Consider the following 22,827-nt stretch of genomic DNA (forward strand, 5'->3'; position numbering starts at 1 on the left):
AGGGCTTAAGCCTGGGCGTGCTTCATTTTATTGCGCAGGACCAGCAAGCCGATGGCGCTAAATATCATTTCAACGCCGATAAAGGCGGTAATAAATATCCAGCTTTGCTGCGGATTCATGGCCAGCCACAGGCAGGCGATAAGTAAATCCAACAGGCCGATAAAAATATTCCAGCCGGCGCCGCTTTGTTTTCGGGTTTGACATCCGTTGACGATGCGGGAAATACCGCCGAGAACAAATAAAAAGCCGAATAAGAGAGCCAGGCTGCTCATGCCGTTAAGAGGATTAACGACAAAGCTCAGGCCGAGCACGATCCAGGCGATGGCGAAGATCAGCGCCACCAGGCGTGATTTCCAGTGCTGCTGGCGGAAGACGATCAGGCTGTACAGTGAGTAGAAGCCGCAGATCATCAACAACATGCCGGTCACCGTGGCGAGATACCAGCCGGCGACCAGCGGCCAGGCCAGGCAACAGGCCCCGCAGATAAACAGCAGCGCGGCCATCAAGCCGGCATGCCGTTTATATCGAATCAAGACGCGTGGGTTAAACGCATTTAAGGTGTAATGGCTAAACATAAACATAATTGCTCCGCAGATCCCGGTTGCCGGCCTGACGCTGAATAAAATGCGTCATGCTTTATTCAGCGGGCCAAAAGAAAGGTCTGAGGAAAATAGTAGGCCGCGCTATCGGCAGGCGTAAATAAGAGCGCTGAGGTGACTTTATACGCCTTGTCTGACAGCTGTCAGACAAGGCCCGCAATATTCCTTCCGGGCTCTGATTCTCAATGCCCACGATATTTTTTAAGCTGGCTGCGTTTGGTGATGCTTACCGATTTTAATCAGGAGTTAACGATGAAAAAAGTCATTCTGGCGAGCCTGCTGGCAACCATGATGGGTACCTCTCCGGTGTGGGCAGCAGATAGCGCGACGGCAGCGCCAGCCGCGGCAGCCACAGCGCAGGTGCAGAAAGAAGCCGCCGATGTGCTGCAGGTGGCAGTGCAGGGCGCGAACGCGATGCGCGACGTCCAGTTCGCCCGTCTGGCGCTGTTCCATGGCCAGCCGGATAGCGCGAAAAAACTGACTGACGACGCCGCCGCGCTGCTGGCCGCCGATGACGCCAGCTGGGCGAAGTTTGTGAAAACCGATGCTAAAGCCAAAATGATCGCCGATCGCTATGTGGTCATTAACGCCTCTATCGCTCTGTCTGAAGACTATGTAGCCACGCCGGAAAAAGAGAGTGCCATTAAATCCGCTAACGAAAAACTGGCGAAAGGCGATCAGAAAGGGGCTATCGATACCCTCCGTCTGGCCGGTATTGGCGTAATTGAGAACCAGTATCTGATGCCGCTCAACCAGACCCGTAAGGCGGTGGCGCAGGCGCAAGACCTGCTGAAAGCTGGAAAATATTACGAAGCGAATCTGGTGCTGAAAGGCGCTGAAGAGGGCATCGTGGTGGACAGCGAGATGCTGGTGGCAGGCAACTGATACCTGTTCCACCCTGAGAGAGCGCAGAGGAAGAAACTGACAAGGATGTCCCCTTAACGGTCGGGCAGGCGGACTGCCCGACCGGAACGGCTAGTGGCCGATCAGGGCGTCGATTTCGCCATCGATCTCGCGCATGACGCCGGTGATGCGCTGTACCACCTCCAGACAGCTTGCCGGCGTTAGCGAGTCAGGCCGCTTCGCCTCAAAAGGGGCGCACAGCGCTTGCAGCGCAGTAATCCCCAGAATTTGCGCTGAACCGTGCAGACGGTGCAGCGCTCGCAGAAAGATCTGCGGCTCATGCCGGGCGATTGCCTGTCCGGCAGCCTGTAAATCCGCGGCCGACGCATCGCGGAACGTCTCCAGCATCTCAGTCATCAGCGCCTGGTCTCCCCCGGTATTTTCGGTCAGCACGCTGAGCCGCAGGTGTCGGGCGACGTTTGGCGATGCGTGGCCCACCGCTAAACGGCTCAGCTCGTGGCTCAGCGTCTGGACCGACACCGGCTTAAACAGACACATATTCATGCCGCTGGCCAGACAGGCCTCCCGCGACTGCGGCAGCGCGCTGGCGGTCACCCCCCAAATCATCAGGTCCGGGTAGCGCCGACGTAGCGACGCCGCCAGCGCCAGGCCATCTTTCTTCGGCATATTGAGGTCCGTGATCAGCAGATCGTAATGTTTGCCAGCGAGCTTATTCTCCGCCTCTTCACCGTCGCAGGCTTCATCGACGCTATAGCCGATAGTGCTGAGCTGGCGCTTGAGCAGCAGCCGGTTGGTGGGATGGTCGTCGGCTATCAATATCGACAGCCCGGGCAAGGCCTGCTGCCTGGCCGGCAACGCCTTCGGCGCGCGAACGGCGCAGCGACTTACCTTGACTGGCAGGGTGATGGTGAAGGTGGTCCCCACGCCAGGATGGCTAACCATCTCCAGTCGGCCCTGCATGAGTGCGACCAGCTCCTGGCAAATGACCAGACCCAGGCCGGAACCGGTCTGTTTGCGCCCCTGGCGCGCCTGCGCATAACGGTGAAAGAGAGTGGTCTGCTCTTCTTCGCCGATCCCGCAGCCGCTGTCGCTAATGATGAGGGTCAGCTCCCCCTGCGTCTCATCCGCTTGCGTCAGCCGGCAGTCGACCTGAATCGCGCCCTCGGTGGTAAACTTCAGCGCATTGCCGATGAGATTATTGAGGATTTGCCGCAGCGCCTGCGGGTCGATCCACAGCATGGTCCCCTCCTGTAGCGCGTTATGGTCGTGGAGCGCGATCCCCTTTTGCTGCGCCAGCGCGCCGAAGGTGTGACACTGCTGCGACACGACCTGTGCGACATCGCTCCACTGCGGGGTGATCTGGTATTTCCCCGACTCAATCTTGTCGATATCGAGAATATTACCGATCAGCCCCAGCAGGGTTTGCGCCGTCGACCCCGCCAGCTCGATCGCCTCTTTACGCTGACCGACGTTCAGCTCCGGTTTCGCCAGCAGTTCCAGAAAGCCGACGATGGCGCTCACCGGCGTGCGCAGCTCGTGGCTCATGCTGGCCAGAAAGCGACTCTTGGCTTTTGTCGCCTGAATCGCTTTGTCTTTTTCCCGCTCCAGCGCGCAGGAGAGGGCCTCCTTCTGCGCCAGCTCCTCCTCCAGCCGCTGCTGAGAGTCTTTACGTTTGCGCACTTCCCGGCACAGGGAGAGTCCCCACCCGAGGCTGATGGCGATCAGCACCAGCGCGAAGGCGATCAGCTGGTAAAACTGGCGGCTGTACTGGCTCCAGTTCTCTATTTGCTGGCTGGAAATTTTCGACCACTTCTCGGTCATCTGCAGAATATCCCGCGGCGGAATGGCCTGCAGCGCTTTGCTGAGGATGGCGGCCAGCACCGGCTCATCGCGCGGGATCGACAGCCGAATGGCGGCGACCGGGAGTCCGTCGATGCGGGCGTAGTGCAGACCCTGTGGATAATAGTGGTCGATCATATAGCGGGCGGAAAGCTCCGACGCTACCGCGGCATCCACCTCGCCTTCCTCCACCATCTTCATCGCGACGCCAACGTTATCCGTCTCCACCCAGTCAACCTGTGGAAAGCGCGCTTTCAGGTCGTGGGCGGCGATTGGCCCCACTGGCAGGGCGATCCGCGCCGGGCGGGCCAGCAGATGTGGGTCGGGGGCGCTGCCGCGGGCGACCAGCACAAAAGCCACGTTAATCAGCGGGTCGCTGAGGGTGACGTAGGCCTGCGGCTGTGGGGTCAGGGTCGCGGCGGGCATGATCGCCCAGTCCTCTTTTTCCATCCGCTTTGCCAGATCCTGACGGTTGCGCACCAGGATGGGGTCAAACTGCAGCCCGGTCTGTAGCGAGAAAATATTCAGCATATCGGCCATAATGCCGCGCAGCTCGTCCTCGTCATCCACCAGAGTAAAAGGCGGAAAGTAGGGGTTGACCAGCAGGCGGACGCGACGATGCTTCTGTAGCCAGCGCTGCTCTTCGGCGCTAAAGGACAGCGGCGTATTGAGAAATGACAGATCGCCGCGGTTGAGCCAGTTTTGCATGATCCGCATCGCGGTATCGCTGTCGATAGCGTGGATAAAACGGTCAAGGAGCTGGTGCAGCGCCGGTCGATCCTCGCGGGTGACAAAGCGGTTGTGCTGCTCCTGCTGACGAAAATAGTGTGCGATGACCAGCGATTGCGAGAAATATTTCGAGATGCAGTGGCCGGTGGTGATGTTATTGCCGATGAAATACTGATTCTCGCCGCTGACCACCGAGGCGAGAGCCTGATAGTCGCTATCGTAAAGGGTGATTTTGGCGTTGGGAAACGCCTGCTGAATGATATCGAAAAAGGCGCAATCGCGGGTGCAGGCCAGCGTGACGCGGCGGTCGGTGGTCAGCGGCGGCAGGGGGGATTTTAGCGAGGTGACCAGCGTCGGCCAGGTTTTGATCAGCGGTGCGGTGTGCGTCAGTCCCGGCGCGAGCGCATCCCGGTGCGCCACCTGAGTGAGCAGGGTATCCACCTGGCGGTCGGCCAGGGCGGCCAGCGCCTGCTGCTCGGTGTCATATTGGCGGATAACCACCTTCAACCCGAGGCTGTGCGCCATTAGCGCCAGATAGTCGGCGTTAATCCCCTGATAGCTCTCCTCGTCGCTGTCGTAGACGATAGGCGTCATCTCAGGCAGCCAGGTGCCGACGGTCAGCGTCGGCCGGGCGGCCAGCCAGACCTTTTCCGTATCGTTAAGCGGAATGTCGATTGCCGCAATGTGGGCATGGCTTTTCAGCTCCAGTTGCTTCATGGCAAACGCGGCGGGGGAGTGGCTTAGCGCCAGTCCGACAATCAGGGATAAAATAAGACGAACGACCATGGCATCACCCTATTTTATTGCGTTGCGCAAAGTCATAAAGCTCGAGCAGGGAGCTGCAGCCTAATTTATCCATCAGACGGACCTTATAGGTGCTGACCGTCTTATTGCTGATATTCATTTTGCTGCCGATGGTGGTGTAGTCGACGCCGCTGAGGATATAGCGGAAGACTTTCATCTCCTGCGTTGACAGCGTATCCAGCCGGTCCTGATCGGTGATGCCGTGGGTGCAGAAGCGCTCCAGTGAAAAGGGGAAATAGCTGTAGCCATTATTGGCCGCCTCGATCGCGGCGAGGATATTATTCATTCCCTCTTTTTTACTCACAAAACCATTGGCCCCGCAGTCGGCGCTGCGTTTGCCGTAGAACCGTTCATTTTTGGCGGAAATGACGATAATTTTTCCCTGGTAGCGGCGTTTGCGCAGCTGCTCAAGAACGTCGATGCCGCTGAGCTCCGGAATATCGACGTCAACGATCAGCAGGTCAGGCTGCATCGTTTCGGCGGCCTGCACCGCATGAGCGCCGCTGTCGAGCTCTGCCGCGACGGTAATACCGTTGGTATCGAGTAGGTTGCGAATGGCGATACGTGCCAATGGATGATCGTCAATGATTATCGCATTCATGGGGGCGTAAATCCTGATATGAAAAAGAAGGGCGATGTCTGGTGCAGGTGCGGCGGGGGTTATTTTTATCGATGCCGTAATAAGGCGCAATTGTAACACAAATCGTTTTCGCCCGGGGAAGATATTCTGGGCGAACCCTCGCTGAATATATTTGCATATCTGGATGACAGCTGTAGGAACAGGCGTTCGCTTACTTCAGCGCTGTCTGGTATTAAAAAAAATGCAAACGATTAATCTGCTCTTTTTAAGGTGAGTTGCCGGGAATATCGTCCGGTGACAACTGGCAGGTAAAATAATAACAATGGCAAAAGTGAAGCTCGCCCTTTGGCAAAAATGGGTTTGGAAACGTCTAATGGCAGGAATAATACTCGTGGCAATGAGTAGCGCCGCGGTGGGTAAGGGCGCCTCGCCCGCTGAGGCGCGGACGCGCGATATGATGCGCTGTCAGGATTATCTGCAGCTGGATCCGCGCACCTGGACGCCGATGGTGATCTGGCTGATGAACGATCCTTTTTCCCTGCAGCCGCCGGAGTGGACCGACTTCCATGAAGCCGAGCTGGTGCTGACGCCGATCCTCACCGAAATCTGCCGTCAGGAGCCAGATGCCTGGCTGACTTCGCTGCGTGAACGGCTCAATTCCTACCAGCAGGTGCGGTCGCTAAATTAAGCGACCGCGATAAAGCGGCAGAAAAAGTGACTAAATGTGCAATTAGCAGCCCATTCCTGCGCCGGGGATCGGCAGCGGTCCGCTTTTTGCGACAGGGCGTCGCAGGCCTTGCTCGCTGGCGTCGGGTTGGCGCCGGCGCAGATGGCATCCAGAGGCGCTGTCATCTGCGCGCTTTCACATTTATTTCCCGGCGGCAGAAAAATTCAGCGTTAATCCAACGCCGACCTCGTTAATTTTGATAAAACGCGCCAGGCTAACCTTCGCCGCAAGATCGGTACAATGGCATGGATAGACGGAGCCCGGGGACAATGCTTTAAGGTAATCCCCTGTCTGTGTGAGGCGATCTTCATCAGCATTTTGCAAATGGAACCCGCCAATGACCGAAACAATGTGATGTTCTCCGGTAACCTGTTTCGCATATTCAATAATGTTAGCTATTCCCGCGTGAGAACAGCCTGTGACTACCACCAGTCCATCTTCTGTCTTTATTGCCAGCGCAGAATCATCCATAACGTAATCATCAGTGATTTCGCCTGTCTCATCCACCGTTTGGCCTACCGGTGTCAGCATCTCGAATTTATTGTCCCTTGGTATTTGACCAAGGAAGATGATGTTTTCAGTGAGTGGATAAGGTTTTTGGCTGCAAATTTTGTTGAAGAAGAGATCATTTTTATCGAATCTGTAGTTTATCCCTATAGATTTTTCATCAAAATACTTTGGGCTTAATGCATCTGGATGGCAGATTAAGTTTATCTTTTTCTCGGGAGTGAAGTTGAGTCGATCATAATATTGGGTTAAATGATTGAGTCCCCAGGTATGATCGTTATGGCCATGGGATAACACGATACTATCGATACTGGTCAAATCTATTTTCAACGTTTGCGCATTTTGCAGGAAAACATCTGAATATCCCGTATCGAAAAGAATTTTTTGACCATCATACTCAATCAGATAAGACACACCAGGTTCACCGATAAGGTACCTGTCAATGAATGTATTATTATCAACCAGAACCGTTAATTGCATCAATAAATCCTCGATGTGGCGCCAACAATATAAAAAACGACATCTTTCTATTCTGGACTGGTGTTATGCCACAGTCATTGCGGATAAGCAATTCACCAACATTTGTCATGCAAGCCAGGGCTGATCAGATGCCGCCGGGAAAAAGGATGAGCTTAACTAAAAAATTTGCATAGTGCCGTTTCTCGCTTGCGTTAGCCATGTATGCAATCGCGGCCATGCTCATCGCAAGGGAGACGGTAGCTATGCAATCGCTGTTTTTTATCTCTGACAACACAACCGGTCTATGGGGATACCGATATCGCGCCACGCCCTGATGATCGACCAATCGAACGCTACCGTAAAGTCGGGCCGTTCGACATGAACGATCCTGAGGGCAGCAGGGATAGGAATGCGCAGTTGCCCGCATCGCTGACCTGACTTGAGAAACGTCGTATCCAGTAGCGTTGCTAATATTGATATATCTTATTTCTATTTGTTATTAATGAATCATTGACAGCGTTTAGCTGAACTGATTCAGCTAACGGCTCGCAGGATAATATTTTGTAAAAATTATGTGATTAAAATTTAAAGGTTTGTAGTCAGCGCTAAAGATAGAAAGATCGTCTGGATTTTATCCGCTACCTTGAAGGGGTTAATAAATCTGCGTTATAAATTAACCGCACTATTTAGCATGAAATGGAAATATCTGAATGAACAATTCAGAGAAATAGTGAAATAAATCTTATTATACTGGTAGCTTCAGGACAGGGTATGTTTATGAAGAATGGAATTATTCTATCAATCGCCGACCGTATCAAAGATGCGCTTCCCATACCAACAGACGAATTCAGGAAAAGGCTTGAAGAGGACTGTTATGTAATATGGAAATTGCCACACTTTGATGCACAAGAAATCACTCAAACTCCCGTTGTTCCCTCTTATGCTGATTATGTCGAGTCAAAAAATGCAGCGTTACATGGCGCTTATCTTTCTGCACATTTTCAGGCCGGCCTATGGCCTGTCGTCTATCAGGGCGAAAATAACGGACATCTTATAAGGCATGTCTGCCCGATGCTCCAGGCAGAAGAGAAAATAAGTTCTCAGGGGGCTAAGTATGACTTTTACCCGCATGTCGATAATCCCGATCTGTACATTACCGGCGAGACGCCGTCTAACCGACTTGGCGGCTGTCCTGACACTCTGAGTTTGTTGTGTCTCAGGAAAGAGGAAGGCGTTCACACCAGTCTGTTAAAACTGGATCAGATTCTGAAGAGGCTTTCTGATAAGGATATCGCTATTCTTGCCAGCCCCGCCTTCAGGATTAAACGGCCAGCCAGCTTTACAGAGGGATCCAGTATTGAGAAGGTGCCGATTATTGTGAGCGACAACGGTGTCTGGTATTCACGATTTGACTGGCACAATACTCAAGGTATGACTCTCGAAGCCGAAGCCGCGCTGGAAAAAATGCGATTTATCACCCTGGAACATGACCTGTGGTTCAATGTTCCGCTGGAGCCAGGCTATGCAGTGACTTTTTTAAACCAAAGAACAATGCATACCAGAAATGCTTTTGAACCTCGTTTTGATGGCACGGACAGGTGGTTATTGCGGGTTTTTGCTATGAAACACAGACCAACTGATACGCAGCTTGTCGATTCTTCACTTTGTCTCCACCACCTGCGCACACTATAACGGAACAAAAAATGTCAGATTTAGTTAATCACTCAATGTTCATTGAGGGAAGCGTTATTGCTCATTACCTTGTTCTCGGGGTGATCCTGCTGGTTATTGCATCATTTATCGCGGGCTATATTGATGCGATTGCTGGCGGTGCTGGACTCGTGTTAATTCCAGCCTTTATCCTGACAGGGCTACCACCTCAGCTTGCGCTGGGACAGGAAAAACTGGTCAGTACTATAGGTACCATCGCTGCCATTAAGAATTTTGTTAAAAATAAGTCTGTTATCTGGCGCGTTATCCCTGCGGGATTAATTTCTGCCCTGGCGGGAGCCTATGTGGGCGCGAAGGTGATATTACTTTTGCCTGTGGAGACCTTATCGATCGTCATTGTGGTGCTATTACCCGTTGGTTTACTCGCAGCAACGATTAAGGGAAAAATTAAAGAGTCCGCAGACGACTCTGCCAGGACTAACTTTCTGGCAATCTTTGTAGTGTGTTTTATCGTGGGTTTTTATGATGGTTTTTTTGGCCCTGGGACCGGTAGCCTTTTCATCATTGCCTTAACGGTTATTAATAAGTTTGGACTGCTGCAGGCATCCGCGACCAGCAAAATCTTTAATTTTGCATCCAATATAGGGGCGTTTGTTGCCTTTGCGATTGCCGGTAAGATGGCTTATTTAATCGGCATTCCGATGATTATTGCCAGTCTGGCTGGTAATCACATTGGCAGTCTGCATGCCATTAAAACCAATGGTGAAATTATCCGTAAAGTTCTCTTTGTCACCGTGGGTGCGATGATGGTGACGCTTTCAGTAAAATATTTTACAGGAGTATGAAATGGCAATGGGCAATGAAAATATCGTCGTGCGGCTGGCGCAAGACTCTGACATTCCAGAGGTGAAACAACTGCTGGAGCGCTATCACGCAAAAAATCTTGCGGGAGAGCAACGGGCGAATGGATTTGTCACCACCGATATGACGGAGCAGCAGTTAAATGAACTGCGTTCAGCCGAAAGTGGTGTGGTGATTGCGGTTGATAGTACATGCGACAAGGTCATTGGCCTGTTGCTTGGTGGATCGTGGGAATTTCTCAGCCCCTGGCCCATGTTTAAATACATGGCAAGTATTCTCAATGAATATCACTACCAGGGAAAAAATCTGGATGCGGTTAGCTCATACCAGTATGGCCCCATCTGTGTCGCAGAAGAGTATCGTGGCCAGGGCGTAGGCGAGATGCTGCTTGAGTATCAACGCAAGGTGTTTGCACCGCGTTATCCCGTCATCGTTACCTTTGTCAATGTGCTGAACCCGCGCTCGTATGCATTTCATACCCGCAACCAGTTTGAGGACGTCGGTTTCTTTCACTTCAATGGCAATAAGTACCACATGATGGCGTTACCGACCTCCTGAGAGGTGGGCTGATACATTGCGGCAGACCCGGCGGGCGTCTTCGGCGCCTGCCGGCATAAGCGAAGGTCCGGGTTTGGCCGGTGGCTGACCGGATTCTGCTCTTTTCAGGGGCGTCTGGAAAAGGAAAAGGGCCTACGTTTTCACGTAAGCCCTTGATATCTGGTGGCCCCTGTTGGGTTTGAACCAACGACCAAGCGATTATGAGAAAAAACCTGATATATTTTCGTTTGTTCTCATTATGTATATTTTGTTTTAATTCAATTAATTAATGGTTTGTGATTACTAACGTAAAATCACGTTTATTCCCTTTTATTAACGTTCTGAGGTAGCCTATAGGGAGCCTGGCTTTTTGGGTCATGCACCAAGCGATTTCGGCGCGATTTTTACAGGGGCAGATAATGGAGTCCTTCAAGTTCACAAAATCCAAGATAAACGAGTTGCCACACGCACCAAAAGGCAAGCAGGACGAATATTACGATAGTCACGTTAGAGGGTTGCGCCTCAGGGTCGGGGCTACTGGCTTGAAGACGTTCTATGCCGTCAGAAAACTTAAAGGGAAGTTCATCAGAACTGCGTTGGGCCGGTTCCCGGAGATATCTGTTGAGCAAGCCCGGACGATGGCTCTTGAAACGCTCGGAGGTATTGGGACGACAGGAAAGAACCCGAACGAAACAAAGAGGGAAGCTGAAAGGGCCAGTGTTACTCTTCGCGAAGCAATGGAACTATATATTGAAACCCGCGGAGATAGACTAAAAGAAACAACGGCCAATCAGTACCGGCGTTTGCTCACCAATTTTTCAGGTGACTGGTTAGATAGACCAATTGCCAAAATCTCAAGAGATGATACTCAGAGCCGGCATAAAGCTATTACGGAAGGTATGGTTTGGTTCGGAGCTGAATTATCTAAGCTACGCAAAGGCGTCGGATCTGGGAGTAAAGCCCAAGCTGATTTGTGGGGCCGGTCGCTGAGGGCTGTATATAATTTTTCCTACGATAATTATCGTGATGATGAGGGTATTAAATTATTACCTGATCCCCCTACCATTGCATTAAGCACAAAGCGGCAATGGCACGGCTTAACCAGAAAGAATACACGCATCCGCAATCATGAATTAGGCCGATGGCTGACAGCTGTTAAGGACGTCAGAGAGGAAGCTGAACTTAACCGGGATGATCATATCGCTGCAATTTGCGATGCTCTTGATATGGCGTTATTTACAGGTCTACGGCGTGGTGAGGTGTTCGGCTTGGAATGGGATAGGGTAAATATTGATGGAGGATATTTTTGGATAGACAAAACAAAGAACGGCGAACCGCTTGAACTTCCCCTAACTAATACTCTGTTAACTATTCTTACCAGAAGAAGAAAATACAGAGTTGATAATAATAACTATGTTTTTCCTGCGGCGAAAGGGGGCAGGATAACTGACCCTCGCAGAGCAATTGATAAGATTGTTGAAAAAACAAATAGCGGGAATAATATAAATGAGAACCCCATAGAATTTACATGCCATGATGCAAGACGCACTTTTGCAACCTTAGCCGAATTAAGCGGGGTCGGAACCTATATACTCAAGCGGTTAATGAATCACAAGTCAGCACGTAACTATAAAAGTTCAGATCAAACACAAGGCTATCTTATCTTTCCTGTTGAGGAACTTCTCGAACCAGCAAAAATTATTGAAACAAAAATATTAAAAGAGGCTGGACTTATAAAAATACATGAGGATTCTAGAGCGGGTTTTCTCGATAGTCTTAGTCCGGAGGAAACTGAGTTAGTTTTAAGATTCATTGATGATATGAAAAGAGGTGGAAAATGAAAAGAAAAACTATCAATCAGAATGAGCCTCAAGTGACCAATATCAGGGTGCCTGCTGAATTTTTTGATATACAGAGCCTTGCTGTGGACAGTTGGATCTCATTCAGAAAGAATAATTTAATTGAAGGGGCATTGATGTCGGTAGATGAACTTGATTCTATTGCCACGCAATTTTTATTTTCTATACATAAATATGGATTTAATGGTATTGGAACATTAGACACCGTTAGAGATTTATTAGAGCAATATTATGTTGATGGCAAAGATATAATTTCTTTTTTTGAATTTATTATCCGCATTGCCAAAGATGAGCTAGATAAAAAAATTAACATTAAATTTAATGAAATGAGTGCACACCTTAAATTAAAATTCAATGGTGAACGTTTAATTTCACCGAACGTTGTGATTTCATCTATTCGCGACTTTTTAAATGATAACGGTTTAGTTTTTATTGAAGAGAGAGAGATAAAAATTCTTTCTGGTGGTGTTTGTCTGAAGGATGATTATTTTTCTTATGAAACAGAAGTTTTTTCTCTGATCTCGGATTATGTTGTTGGTAGAGTTATAGTGTCACCATACACAAATATTCTGATTGAGTTTTTTCGCGACAATAGTGATATTCGACATAAAAATGGGCAAGGAGAAAGTAAAGTAAGATTATCACCCAAAAAAGGCCCAAGAAACCCCGAGTTGCATTCATATATTATTAAGATCGTTGACGCAACGTTGCTTAAAAATCCAAATGCAACGACTTACGCATTGACTGAGAAGCTCGGAGCACATTTAGAGGAATATCGCCATAACCATCCCGAAAGGAAAAATTGGCGGATATCAGAAAACCAGTTAAGGAGATGGATCAAAGAACATCGGGAGTTAACGGGTCAGGACTCGCAAGGAAAGCATGATGGCAACTTGAAGCTTGAAGGTGTAACTTATTGATTTTAAAAAACTCATTTGGTTAATGGTCATAGTTCCATTTTCTAAATGAGTAGAATCATTTTGTTAATGATAATATCATTTTCTCATGTGATCTTATTTTCTTGTTTTGTCTCGATTTATTCTGTTTTGCGTCGATTCAAATCAATGAAAGGTAATCACTATGGAAATTCGAGACCGCATGACCCGCAAAGAAGCTGCGAGCTATATCGGTGTTTCAACCGCCACAATGGCTAACTGGGCTTGTACAGGGAAAGTCAAACTGCCTTATTACAAGGCTGGCCTCAAAAAGGTTATCTATCTCAAAAGTGACCTTGATGACTACTTAAAGTCAACCCGTCGATTGCAGGCGTGATATGCCACATCACCGTAAGCGAGAAAAATAAAAGCCCGCTGGAGAGAGCGGGCTTCGGGGTAATGCATTTCAGCACTACTATGAACTCAAATTACCGGCAGGCTGACAGGCATATGAACGAAGAGCAAACAAGGCCGCACCGGAGGTAATCATCATGCCACATGACAAAATAAATTCAAAATACTGTTTGACAACCTCGCCCGATGGATCGCAGAATCCAGACGTTGCCGCAAAATCGGCAACCGGGCGTGGAAACCCGTGTATGTTATCGGCGACGACAGACGCGCCATGCGTCTTTTTTTACGTCGTAATCAACGCCACAGAGCGCCATATTATGGCGTGGTGCGTTCACTCCGGCCATTCAATTGCCGGGCATGAACAGGTAGCGCACCACTCCGCCATGTCAATGGTAGCTCAGGCGGGGCAGCCTTCGGGCTGGCCGGTTTCCGATAACGCCGGTATTTCCACCCCCGTCTGGGCTATCGCCACTGAGCGTGGAAACTCCGGCGATAGCGTACTTAGCGCTGTTATCGGAGGTTGCCTTATGGCTACTACCCCTATCTCTTTGCACCCTCAATTTATCTGGATCTTTCTTGCTGTCCGCCGTTCTGACGTGTTGGCGAAGCCGCAGCGTAAGGAAGTCACCGCCCCTGATCTCACAAGCGCACGCCGCGTTATAGCGCGTGATTTTATCGCCTCTTTCGCCGGTCGTCTGCCGGTTCGCGAGGTGGTTCATGTTTAAACTCATTATCACACTCATCAATTATCAAAACGGTGATCAGCGAGAGCTGGTGCATAACTGGCGCTATAAAACCAGTGATGAAGCCTGGATTGATGCAAATAAAATGGCCTATGTTCGTAAAGGCGATGACGGCAAGACCACGCACGAATGCAGGGTTAAAGTTGTGGGGGGGAGTCATGTATGAGATTCATGTAAAAGCCAGAAATGTAATCACCGGTGAAATCAATTTTTACCGTCATTCAAAAAAATATAATTCACCGGGTAAAGCGTTCAAAACAGCCAGAAGGCTTGTTGATGACATTACCTTTAATGGGCGTTATTTAGACGATAACGAATATACGGTGACGGTTGGGAAGGTGAAACATGGCTGACATTTTTCGCGGCAAAGTAACACGTAATAAAAAATATCTGGTTTCCGGTTATGCAGTAACGTCAAAAGGCTATACGCGCAGTGCAGAGGCAACCGTAGAAGCGCTTAATCGTGATGAGGCGATAATTCTGGCAACAGCTCAATTACGCTGGGAGGGGTTAACGTACTTTAAGGCCCTCAGAGTGCTGGAAATAACATCACCACTAATCAGCAAGCTGCACTGATAAACTGTAGTTAATTCATCTTAACTTAAACCGAAATCATTTCGGGGGATAACTTCATCCGTCGAAAGAGGACTATATAATGAAAACTAATAATCGTATTCATAACGTCAACCCATCTCACCTCAGTATCGAGAGTTATCATAAACTGAATCGCGCGAGTAATGTCGCATTCCAGATGCATTTACATATTCGTCGGTGTGAGGTTAATGCAGCGCCACTTTTATGGATTCCGGATATTTTTAGTTATATCAGTCAGGATGTCTCCGATGTTTTACAGGAAGTGAAGTCTATGGGTATTTGTAATGACTTTCTGGATAAGAAATCGGGGTGATGAGCAGATAAGAAAAAAGCGCCGTGGCAAGCGGCGCTTAATGTATTTACTGAAAAAGGTTACGACATGAAGAATATCAAAGTATCAGAAATTAGCAAGCAGTCTGTTGGTAAATGGGAGTTCATTCTTCAGATTCTTGGCATAAAAATACCTGAAGGGGGAAAGCATGGCCCCTGCCCGAAATGTGGAGGTAAAGATCGTTTCCGTTTTGATAATAAAGATGGCCGCGGAACGTGGTTCTGTAATCATTGTGGCAGTGGTGATGGTATTGATATTGTGAAGTTGGTTCTTGATATTGATACCGTCCCCGCCGCAGCTCGTATAGCTGAATGTCTGCCGTCTGCACCGGAGGTAAATACCCCCGCCAGAAAAGAAGCTGCAAGGCAGGCGACACCTATTAACTGGCCTGCGATTTTCGGTCAGTCGGTGGCAGGAGAGAGCCCCTATCTTGTGAGTAAGGGGCTGACCGGATATGTATCCAGACTTTCAACAAGAGAACTGATGGCCGGCGGTGAAAAATATCCGGCGGGATCACTCATGTTGCCGGTTAAAAACAGTCAGGGAGCGATAACCGGGATTCAGCTGATCAGTGGTGATGGCGTGAAAAGCCTGATGAAGGGCTCTAAATATTCCGGTTGCTTTATCCCTGTGAGTGATTTCCCGGAGGAGGCACCCGAAAAGGTAGCTATTGCTGAAGGTTACGGTACGGCTGTTTCCGTTTCTCTGCTCAGTGATGCCTGGCCGTTGGCGGCGCTGTCTAAAACTAACCTCAAAGCAGCGGCAGAAGCGGTGCGGGAGAGATGGCCTGAAGCGCAGATTATTATTGCCGGTGATAATGATTTTATGGACGGTAAGCCCAATGAAGGGCGGGAAGTGGCAATCAAGGCTGCGCTTGCTGTTAAAGGTTGGGTCAGTATCCCCCCGGGCAGAGCAAAAGCAGACTGGGATGATTATCGCCGTGATTTTGGTGTACAGCGGGCGCGGGAGTCCTTTGCTGAAGAAATGTTTAATCCGGGTGATACGGAAACCCGTCTGCCTCCTGGCTTCAGGCTGACGAAAGAATTTCTGTGGTGTGAGCGTACCCGTAATGACGGAAGCGAAAGCGGCCAGGTACAGCAGATAAAGATTTGCAGCCCACTAAAAGTGACAGCGATTACCTGCGACGCTGATGGGGGGAATTTCGGGCGTCTTCTTGAGTGGGATGATTCCAACGGCTCTCGTCACGAATGGGCCATGCCCATGACGGTACTGGCTGGTGCCGGTCAGGATCTGCGCGAAGTACTGCTTGAAAATGGCCTTCACTTTATCAGCGTGAACGGTTCCGCCCGAGGGTTGCTGATGGAGTATATCGCCACCTGTCGGCCGGTGCGTAAAGTCACCTGTGTGGAGAAAACGGGCTGGTACGGTGGCTCTTATGTACTCAACGGCGAGGTGATTGGCGGTGAAACGGGATCGGTCATTTTTCAGGCGGCCCGGTCATCAAAAAATGATTTCAGGGTCAGCGGCGACACCCGCGAGTGGATGAAGCATGTAGGCCGTTACTGTGCGGGTAATTCCCGCCTAGTGTTTTGCGTGAGTCTGGCATTTGCCGCCCCCCTGCTGACGTTGCTGGGGATGGGCGGGGGTGGGTATCACCTCAAGGGTGAATCCACCGATGGTAAAACCACCACAATGAAAGTTGCCGCTTCTGTCTGTGGTGGGCCCGATTACTGGAAAACGTGGCGTGCGACGGGGAACGCGCTGGAGGGAATAGCGCTACGCCGTAATGACGCCGTGCTGATGCTCGACGAGATCAGCGAGGTTGACGGTAAAGAGGCCAGCCGTATTGCTTACATGCTGGGTAACGGCCAGGGTAAGGCAAGGGCGAGGGTGGATGGAAGCCCGCGTGAACAGGCGCAGTGGACGCTTTTATTTCTCTCCACTGGCGAGGTCTCCATTGCCGAGCATGCAGCCGAGGCGGGCGAACGTCGCACCGGTGCCGGGGTTGGGGTCAGGATGGTGCAGATCCCCAGCAATACCGGCCAGTTCGGTGCCTTTGAGGAACTACACGGATTCGGCGGGGGTAAAGCCTTTGCTGAGCACCTTGAACAGGCGAGCAGGCAATATCATGGCGCGGTATTCCGCGACTGGCTGCGCTGGCTGACAGCTAACCTCAACGCGGTAACGGAGCGGGCCAGGGGCTTGCGCAAAAAATATGAGAAAACACTTCTGCCTGAAAATGCTGGTAATCAGGTGGGGCGTGTAGTTGACCGTTTTGCTCTGCTGGCTGTTGCGGGTGAGCTGGCAACTGAAGCTGGTATAACCGGCTGGGAACCCGGCGAGGCTGAGTACGCAGCCAGAAAATGTCTTGATGCGTGGATACAGGATCGCGGACACACCGCCAACCAGGAAGATGCCGATGCGCTAGAAAAAGTGCGACGATTTATCACCGGTAATCAGTACACCCGCTTTGCTGAATGGACGGAAGATGAAAAGAACCGGCCCGCTAATATGGTGGGGTTTCGCCGTGTCACTAAAGGCAATAACAATACGGAAACGGACACCAAATATTACATCCTACCCAGTGGCTGGAAAGAGATCTGCGGTACGTCTGATACGGTTAAAACTGCCCGCTTATGTAGCGAGGCGGGATGGCTGGATACGGATGATGGAAAGCGGCTCCAGTGCAAGGTAAGGTTGCCGGAGATCGGTTCCAAATGGGTATATGTGTTTAAAAGTGATGTTGTCGGTTAATTTGTGCGGAGGGATTATCTATGTCGGTTAAAAAAATAAGTAATGAACGATACAAGGTAGATATCAGGCCTCACGGCGTAGCCGGGCGTCGTATACAGAGAATTTTCAATAAGAAATCAGATGCCGTCGCTTTTGAACGGTATGTTATCAGCCACATGAATGACAAACATTGGCTCGAAAAACCAACAGATCACAGGCGATTGAGTGAGTTACTCGAAAAATGGTGGGTGCTTTCGGGGCGCAGCAATAAATACGGAGATAAGAGGCGGCGGGAGCTTATAAAAGTTATAAGCGATATGGACGACCCTCGGCTTTCAAAAATGAGCAAGGGATTCATTGCGGAGTATAAAAGTCAGCGTCTCTATGATGGTGCGAAAGCATCAACTATTAACAGGGATCTAAGCACGCTGAGAGGAATGTTTCGAGTGCTCATAGAATCCGAGGAAATTTATTTGGAGAATCCGCTCAAAGGTGTTGCTGATCTCAGGGAGGAGAGGCCAGAAATGTCTTACCTCAGTACTCAGGAAATAAAAGCTCTTTTATCAGCGGTTAGTGGTGATGCTCGTCGCCTTACTGTGCTGTGTTTGAGTACGGGAGGTCGGTGGGGGGAGTCTGTTAATATGTTGGCTCAAAACATGTTGCATGGGAAAGTTACATTCACTAAAACTAAAAATGGAAAACCACGTACTGTTCCTGTCGGGGATGATGTTATGAGTTATGTCAAAACCAAGCATGCTGGAAGGCTCTTTGATGTTGATTACTCCGAATACCGCAAAATACTCAAAGCGATAAAACCAGATTTACCGAAAGGACAGGCGGTACATGTGTTGCGTCATACATTTAGCGCTCATTTTATGATGAATGGCGGTAACATTTTGACCCTGAACAAAATACTTGGTCACTCTAAGATTCAGCAAACTATGACCTATGCGCATTTTTCACCAGATTACTTAATTGATGCCGTAAGATTTAACCCAGTCGCAACCCTGGTTTGAAATCAATGCTTCCCGCCTCGCACCTTTTCCGGTCAGATTAATCGCCGGCTCCTACTTATCTGCAGCACGGTCAAAGATGACGGTACTCGATAGAACGGCCAGCACGGTCAAAAGTGACCGTGCTGCAAGGAGTACGCAGCAGCGTCGGCCGCAATCAAAGGCACCATGCATTGATAGACCAACCCTTCCAGAATAAAGAAGTATCGCGCGAGTATTATATTTCGGTGGGAACAGTGGGAACAGTGGGAACAGGTATGATTTAAAAGGCTTTTTTCTGTTCCCACCTTCTGTACCCAGGTGGGAACAGTGGGAACACGATTATAATCAATAAGTTATTTCGCCTCTTGTAAGCCTGTTCCCACTGGTTAATGTTGGTGGGAACAAAAATAACCATTAAATATCAACGACGTTCCCTCTGTTCCCACTGTTCCCACCAAAAAAGATCATATACCTAAAAAAAGATAAAAAACTGCCGTTTAGTGTGAATTCAATAGAAATCAGCAATCAGTAACAAAATACCTTATTCCTGGCTGGCCCTCCTTATCACGCTGGGGCCGCGAACTGCTCTATAGTGAAAGTGAGGTACGCAGGCGAGAAAGATAAATCAACTTCCAAGTATATGCCAGTGCGTGACCTGGCCACGCACTGGAAGAAGGCGGTCAAACAAAAGGCCAAAAGATAATTACCCCCCCATACGAAATTATGAATTTGAAACTGTAAATCCTTCAATTTTCTCATACATTGTTTCAAGCCACCTGATACGCCTTCCAGGCATTCCAGTCATAAAGGCATATTCCCTTGCCATTTCTGGTTCGGAGAGTTCCTTATCTGTGGCGAAGTGGTATCTTAGTAGCATTGCAATATATAATGTTTCAGTTATTTCAGGTGCGTTATTAATGGATAGCCTGATTAAGGATTCTTCAAGGTTTATTCTTTTGTATGCAATATCATTAAGAAGAGACTCATTACATACCTTCAAGAAAGAAACCATGCCAAAAGCAACGAGAAATATCTCTATATTATATCCAAGTATTTCATCGGGGCGGGACATGACAGAGAAAACAGAATAGCACCTCTCTGCTTCACGCAGTGAGCAGTCATTGCTTTCCAAAAGGTATGATAGGGTGTTGACAAGTTTTCCGTTTCTAGATAATAAATTATTCCCACGATCTAGAGACAAAAGATGTCGAGCTATGGTTGATTGTTCATATCCATTCAGACATGTTTCAGTGAAGAGGTTTTTTTTGGGTAGAGTAAACCAGTAATGTATGAACTTATTAAGGTAGAGTCGTGCATTTATATTCCCGTAGCGACATTCAATACTCCGCTCAAACTGCTCGCGATTAATTACAAGCAAAAATACAAACCCCTCAACGGAGAATATATGTTTTATTTTTTCTAACAGATCTAAGGCGAAGTCGGGACGGGCGCGATCAAGTTCATCAACTACGAAGATTATTTTTTTGGAAGTTTCCTTATGTATTTTGGTTAATACGTCACTGAATTGTTGGATTGTGGCTAACTCATTTTCACTGGTTTTTATTTTCTCCTCTATATAATCTTCAATTGGAGACGTAAGGGCCTCTGAGATGTTGTTACCAAATTTATCCAGCGAAGTGCCTGAGACTAACCCACTTGTTAGTGAGCTTACGGCAAATTTAGCACCGTTCAGGGCAAATGAAGCACCTAGTTTTTTACCTATTAATAACAATTCTTGTCCTAAGCTTTTAAGCTTTGAATCTTCATTTTTTATTAATGAGTAAATTCTTGATGTTAGAGCAATAAATGGGTCTGATTGGTAATCGCTTTCGAAAGCATCAAAATAAATAACGTCAAACTGTTCCGAGTGGTTTTTTTTGATTTCTGAAGACATCATTTTGACAAATGATGTCTTTCCATTCCCCCACTTATCATTAAGTGCTAAAACTAGGCTCGCATCAGGTGCATTTGTCGCCACCCTGATAATTGTGTCATGTAGTTTTTTGCGATTAAAAATGTCATCGCTTTCGCTAAAGCCATCAGAAAAGGAATTTACTGCTGCGGTCATTCTCATAGTTTAATTTCCTTCAAACTGAACTTATATTTGATAATCGAATTAAAAAATGTAGCCATATTCACAATCGCAAGTTACTGCTTAAATCGTATGGTGGTTTTAATATGAATTAAGAAAAACTCAGTAGAAGTTACTATCTCCATCGCATCTCCTGTAGCCAACGCCCATAAAACAAGTATAACGGTTAATATCTCTAAAATAATACCATCAGCCATGATCAGAGCATGCAAAAAAGTGCACAAATTTGCACAATTTTAGACACGTCGTTTTTGCCACGCAGCGCCAGTGCTGGCGGGGCCTGGATGGTTCGCACAAAGTGCACAAAAAGACGCATGTTTAGCGCGCGGGCGAGGCGGGGGAGCAAGCGCGCGCTTTGGGGGCAGGGCAGGGATCGACATACCTCACCAAAAGCTGCTGGACGAACACGAGCTTTCGCAGAGCATGGGGTGAACGCGCAGGAAAAAGCCCGCCAGAATGGCGCAGGCTGTGTCTGGTTCGGGATATAACGCGAAGGTGTTGCGGGTTGGCCGATACAGCGAGAAATGATGGTGCTGCAGGTCAGTACCACACAACCAGAAATGGTGATGTGGTGGGAGGAGTTGCCCCCCCCCTGAGCAATTAGCGATAATGGTGCTGAGTCTAACTCCCCGTGGGGAGAATTTATGTTTACCTGTCCTCATTGTGGGCATACTGCCCACACACGAACCAGCCGCCGCCTCAGTGATTACACTGTACGACAGTACCACCAGTGCCAGAACCTTGAATGCAGCGCAGCGTTTACCACGCTTAACGCTTACGAAGGACTTATTCCCCAGCGAAGGCGCAGAGATATTGCCGGGGATGGAGCGCCACAGAAAGCACCTACGCCTGACAAAGAAGGCGACGGGATGGCAGTTAAGGCCGGCGCTGACCCTGAGCAGCTCCTTTAATCCTCGTTATCATCTCTTCAGCCATACGCTCCCGCTCAGATACCCCGTAAGGTGCTGCGGCGTGGGCGTTCCTCAGCCCCATGCGAATCAACTCAATCAGGCAGGCGGAATAGCTGCAGGCGCCGGCAACTGACGCGTGATGGATTGCCTTATCGATATCATGCGGGATGCGCAGGCTGCGTAGTATCGACTTTTCATTTCTTGGTGGGCTTTTCATGGCATCTCCTCTTCGCCGGTTGGAGGCATTATCTGTCGCCCTGTTTTTACTGTAATACAGTTTTTGTTGTCCCCATCTCCTGACAACTTTTATGACGCGACACAGTTGCGGCAGCTGGTGAAAGATAACCGCGAAACCTCACGCTGACAGGCGTGCAGTGAAACTGTGATACATCAGGAGATCAGAGCATGAGCATTGACAAGAAAATCACCGCGCTGGCGGAAAATATTGATGAAAAGCGAGCTTATTTCGAAGGCTGCTACGCCGTACTCGCTGAAAAACAAACCACGCTGAAAAACCTGCTGGCTACTCGTGAGAGCCTGAAAGAAGAAGCTCATCACCAGTCGGACGAGTGGGAGCGTAACCTCCTGGCGTCTGGTGGCGTTGAAACGGAGGCATCCGATACCACCACGTTCCTTTCCGGGATGGCGATGCAAAAACTGGAGCGCATTAACCCGCTGATTGAGAAGGCGCAGGCTGAGGTAATTACCGCCCGGTTTGATACTGGGCAAGCCGCGCTTGAATATATCAACCAGCATAAGGAGCTGCGCGCTCTGGTTATTGAGCCTGAGTGTCGGGCGTTACTGGGTAGCCTGCGGCCTTTGCTGGAAATTGCCTGGGGGCTTCATTGCATGACGCAGGGCATGGACTATGAGTTTGATAACATGCTGAAAGACGTGCTCAATGACGTCAAAAAAAGCGACAATTCACACCCTGCCGAACAGCATCTTCAGTCCGCCTCCGGGGATGCCGAAACGCCACTTTCGTTGTTCCCCGGCCCGGTACCCTCAGTGATGAAAGAGGTTATTCGCCGGTCGCCTTCCGCCGCGCAAATGGCTATGGCGCGTACCAGCCCGCAGAAAATGCAGGCGCTGGCCGATGGCCGCGAGCCGTGTAAAGGTCTGAGCCAAGGGGGAGCTTAACC

General features: G+C 49.3%; 24 protein-coding genes and 1 pseudogene. 18 read left to right on the forward strand and 7 right to left on the reverse strand.

The annotated features are described in order from the left end of the window. Positions 1-5: 5 nt before the first annotated feature. Positions 6-581, reverse strand: a complete 576-nt coding sequence (locus L2I46_RS08600) for an HdeD family acid-resistance protein (RefSeq protein ID WP_064155339.1) — start codon at positions 579-581, stop codon at positions 6-8. Between the two features lie 240 nt (positions 582-821). Between L2I46_RS08600 and L2I46_RS08605 the strand changes: the two genes are divergently transcribed. Further along, the gene (locus L2I46_RS08605; RefSeq protein WP_072096602.1) at positions 822-1,484 is read left to right on the forward strand and encodes a YfdX family protein; all 663 of its coding nucleotides are present in this window, start codon (positions 822-824) and stop codon (positions 1,482-1,484) included. Between the two features lie 90 nt (positions 1,485-1,574). On the opposite strand, the gene L2I46_RS08610 is transcribed toward L2I46_RS08605, so the two are convergent. Both L2I46_RS08610 and evgA read right to left on the reverse strand, forming a co-directional pair. Continuing rightward, positions 1,575-4,817, reverse strand: a complete 3,243-nt coding sequence (locus L2I46_RS08610) for an ATP-binding protein (RefSeq protein WP_236947754.1) — start codon at positions 4,815-4,817, stop codon at positions 1,575-1,577. A gap of 4 nt (positions 4,818-4,821) precedes the next feature. Next, complete coding sequence (evgA, locus tag L2I46_RS08615; protein WP_023291050.1) at positions 4,822-5,436, reverse strand: acid-sensing system DNA-binding response regulator EvgA; 615 nt, start codon at positions 5,434-5,436, stop codon at positions 4,822-4,824. A gap of 301 nt (positions 5,437-5,737) precedes the next feature. On the opposite strand from evgA, the gene L2I46_RS08620 reads away from it, so the two are divergent. Further along, on the forward strand, positions 5,738-6,103 hold the full coding sequence (locus L2I46_RS08620; protein WP_236947756.1) for an HdeA/HdeB family chaperone: 366 nt from the start codon (positions 5,738-5,740) through the stop codon (positions 6,101-6,103). Positions 6,104-6,283: 180 nt separating this feature from the next. On the opposite strand, the gene L2I46_RS08630 is transcribed toward L2I46_RS08620, so the two are convergent. Continuing rightward, positions 6,284-7,129 carry an MBL fold metallo-hydrolase gene (locus L2I46_RS08630; protein ID WP_032454125.1) on the reverse strand — a complete coding sequence of 282 codons (846 nt, stop codon included), beginning with the start codon at positions 7,127-7,129 and terminating at the stop codon, positions 6,284-6,286. Between the two features lie 750 nt (positions 7,130-7,879). Between L2I46_RS08630 and L2I46_RS08635 the strand changes: the two genes are divergently transcribed. The 14 genes and pseudogenes from L2I46_RS08635 to L2I46_RS08700 all read left to right on the forward strand — a co-directional run bounded on the left by L2I46_RS08635 (position 7,880) and on the right by L2I46_RS08700 (position 18,703). Next, a complete protein-coding gene (locus L2I46_RS08635; RefSeq protein WP_050533727.1) occupies positions 7,880-8,800 on the forward strand; it encodes a TauD/TfdA family dioxygenase in 921 nt (306 codons plus the stop codon). Between the two features lie 11 nt (positions 8,801-8,811). Beyond that, entirely contained in the window at positions 8,812-9,624 is an 813-nt protein-coding gene (locus L2I46_RS08640) for a sulfite exporter TauE/SafE family protein (protein ID WP_223825684.1), read from the forward strand. A gap of 1 nt (position 9,625) precedes the next feature. Further along, positions 9,626-10,198 carry a GNAT family N-acetyltransferase gene (locus L2I46_RS08645; RefSeq protein WP_064155335.1) on the forward strand — a complete coding sequence of 191 codons (573 nt, stop codon included), beginning with the start codon at positions 9,626-9,628 and terminating at the stop codon, positions 10,196-10,198. 398 nt (positions 10,199-10,596) lie between these two features. Further along, complete coding sequence (locus L2I46_RS08650) at positions 10,597-12,018, forward strand: tyrosine-type recombinase/integrase (protein WP_110219524.1); 1,422 nt, start codon at positions 10,597-10,599, stop codon at positions 12,016-12,018. After that, the gene (locus L2I46_RS08655; protein ID WP_233937939.1) at positions 12,015-12,956 is read left to right on the forward strand and encodes a hypothetical protein; all 942 of its coding nucleotides are present in this window, start codon (positions 12,015-12,017) and stop codon (positions 12,954-12,956) included. The genes L2I46_RS08650 and L2I46_RS08655 overlap by 4 nt, the downstream gene beginning before the upstream one ends. Before the next feature lie 160 nt (positions 12,957-13,116). Beyond that, complete coding sequence (locus L2I46_RS08660) at positions 13,117-13,308, forward strand: helix-turn-helix domain-containing protein (protein WP_032731274.1); 192 nt, start codon at positions 13,117-13,119, stop codon at positions 13,306-13,308. A gap of 262 nt (positions 13,309-13,570) precedes the next feature. After that, positions 13,571-13,828 (forward strand): annotated as a pseudogene (locus L2I46_RS08665) (ash family protein); the annotation flags it as partial. 24 nt (positions 13,829-13,852) lie between these two features. After that, positions 13,853-14,050, forward strand: coding sequence for a host cell division inhibitor Icd-like protein (locus L2I46_RS08670; protein WP_048293628.1), 198 nt, complete (start codon positions 13,853-13,855; stop codon positions 14,048-14,050). Then, entirely contained in the window at positions 14,043-14,234 is a 192-nt protein-coding gene (locus L2I46_RS08675; protein ID WP_171882477.1) for a hypothetical protein, read from the forward strand. Before L2I46_RS08670 ends, L2I46_RS08675 begins: the two co-directional genes overlap by 8 nt. Further along, a complete protein-coding gene (locus tag L2I46_RS08680) occupies positions 14,227-14,421 on the forward strand; it encodes a hypothetical protein (RefSeq protein WP_141438039.1) in 195 nt (64 codons plus the stop codon). Before L2I46_RS08675 ends, L2I46_RS08680 begins: the two co-directional genes overlap by 8 nt. Beyond that, positions 14,414-14,644, forward strand: a complete 231-nt coding sequence (locus L2I46_RS08685) for a hypothetical protein (RefSeq protein WP_141438033.1) — start codon at positions 14,414-14,416, stop codon at positions 14,642-14,644. The genes L2I46_RS08680 and L2I46_RS08685 overlap by 8 nt, the downstream gene beginning before the upstream one ends. Positions 14,645-14,723: 79 nt before the next feature. Beyond that, on the forward strand, positions 14,724-14,975 hold the full coding sequence (locus L2I46_RS08690) for a hypothetical protein (RefSeq protein ID WP_072072231.1): 252 nt from the start codon (positions 14,724-14,726) through the stop codon (positions 14,973-14,975). Positions 14,976-15,041: 66 nt separating this feature from the next. Further along, positions 15,042-17,708, forward strand: coding sequence for a DUF927 domain-containing protein (locus L2I46_RS08695; RefSeq protein WP_080924477.1), 2,667 nt, complete (start codon positions 15,042-15,044; stop codon positions 17,706-17,708). Positions 17,709-17,728: 20 nt separating this feature from the next. Then, positions 17,729-18,703: a phage integrase gene (locus tag L2I46_RS08700; protein ID WP_048293576.1), complete on the forward strand. Its 975-nt coding sequence runs from the start codon at positions 17,729-17,731 to the stop codon at positions 18,701-18,703. A 700-nt stretch (positions 18,704-19,403) separates the two neighbouring features. Here L2I46_RS08700 and L2I46_RS08705 read toward each other — a convergent pair. Then, positions 19,404-20,756, reverse strand: a complete 1,353-nt coding sequence (locus tag L2I46_RS08705) for a KAP family P-loop NTPase fold protein (protein WP_080924476.1) — start codon at positions 20,754-20,756, stop codon at positions 19,404-19,406. A gap of 74 nt (positions 20,757-20,830) precedes the next feature. After that, positions 20,831-20,971 (reverse strand): hypothetical protein, encoded by a 141-nt coding sequence (locus L2I46_RS08710; protein WP_171882475.1) that lies wholly within the window; start codon positions 20,969-20,971, stop codon positions 20,831-20,833. Between the two features lie 447 nt (positions 20,972-21,418). Between L2I46_RS08710 and L2I46_RS08715 the strand changes: the two genes are divergently transcribed. Continuing rightward, positions 21,419-21,685, forward strand: a complete 267-nt coding sequence (locus L2I46_RS08715) for an ogr/Delta-like zinc finger family protein (protein WP_048293574.1) — start codon at positions 21,419-21,421, stop codon at positions 21,683-21,685. Here L2I46_RS08715 and L2I46_RS08720 read toward each other — a convergent pair. Then, complete coding sequence (locus tag L2I46_RS08720; RefSeq protein ID WP_032731267.1) at positions 21,651-21,902, reverse strand: hypothetical protein; 252 nt, start codon at positions 21,900-21,902, stop codon at positions 21,651-21,653. The two genes, L2I46_RS08715 and L2I46_RS08720, sit on opposite strands and share 35 nt — an antisense overlap. Before the next feature lie 188 nt (positions 21,903-22,090). Here L2I46_RS08720 and L2I46_RS08725 point away from each other — a divergent pair, with 188 nt between their 5' ends. After that, positions 22,091-22,825, forward strand: a complete 735-nt coding sequence (locus tag L2I46_RS08725; RefSeq protein ID WP_080924475.1) for a hypothetical protein — start codon at positions 22,091-22,093, stop codon at positions 22,823-22,825. Positions 22,826-22,827: the final 2 nt, after the last annotated feature.

Origin of the sequence: Klebsiella sp. 2019SCSN059, from assembly GCF_021739525.1 — a bacterium.
Lineage (GTDB): Bacteria > Pseudomonadota > Gammaproteobacteria > Enterobacterales > Enterobacteriaceae > Klebsiella > Klebsiella quasipneumoniae.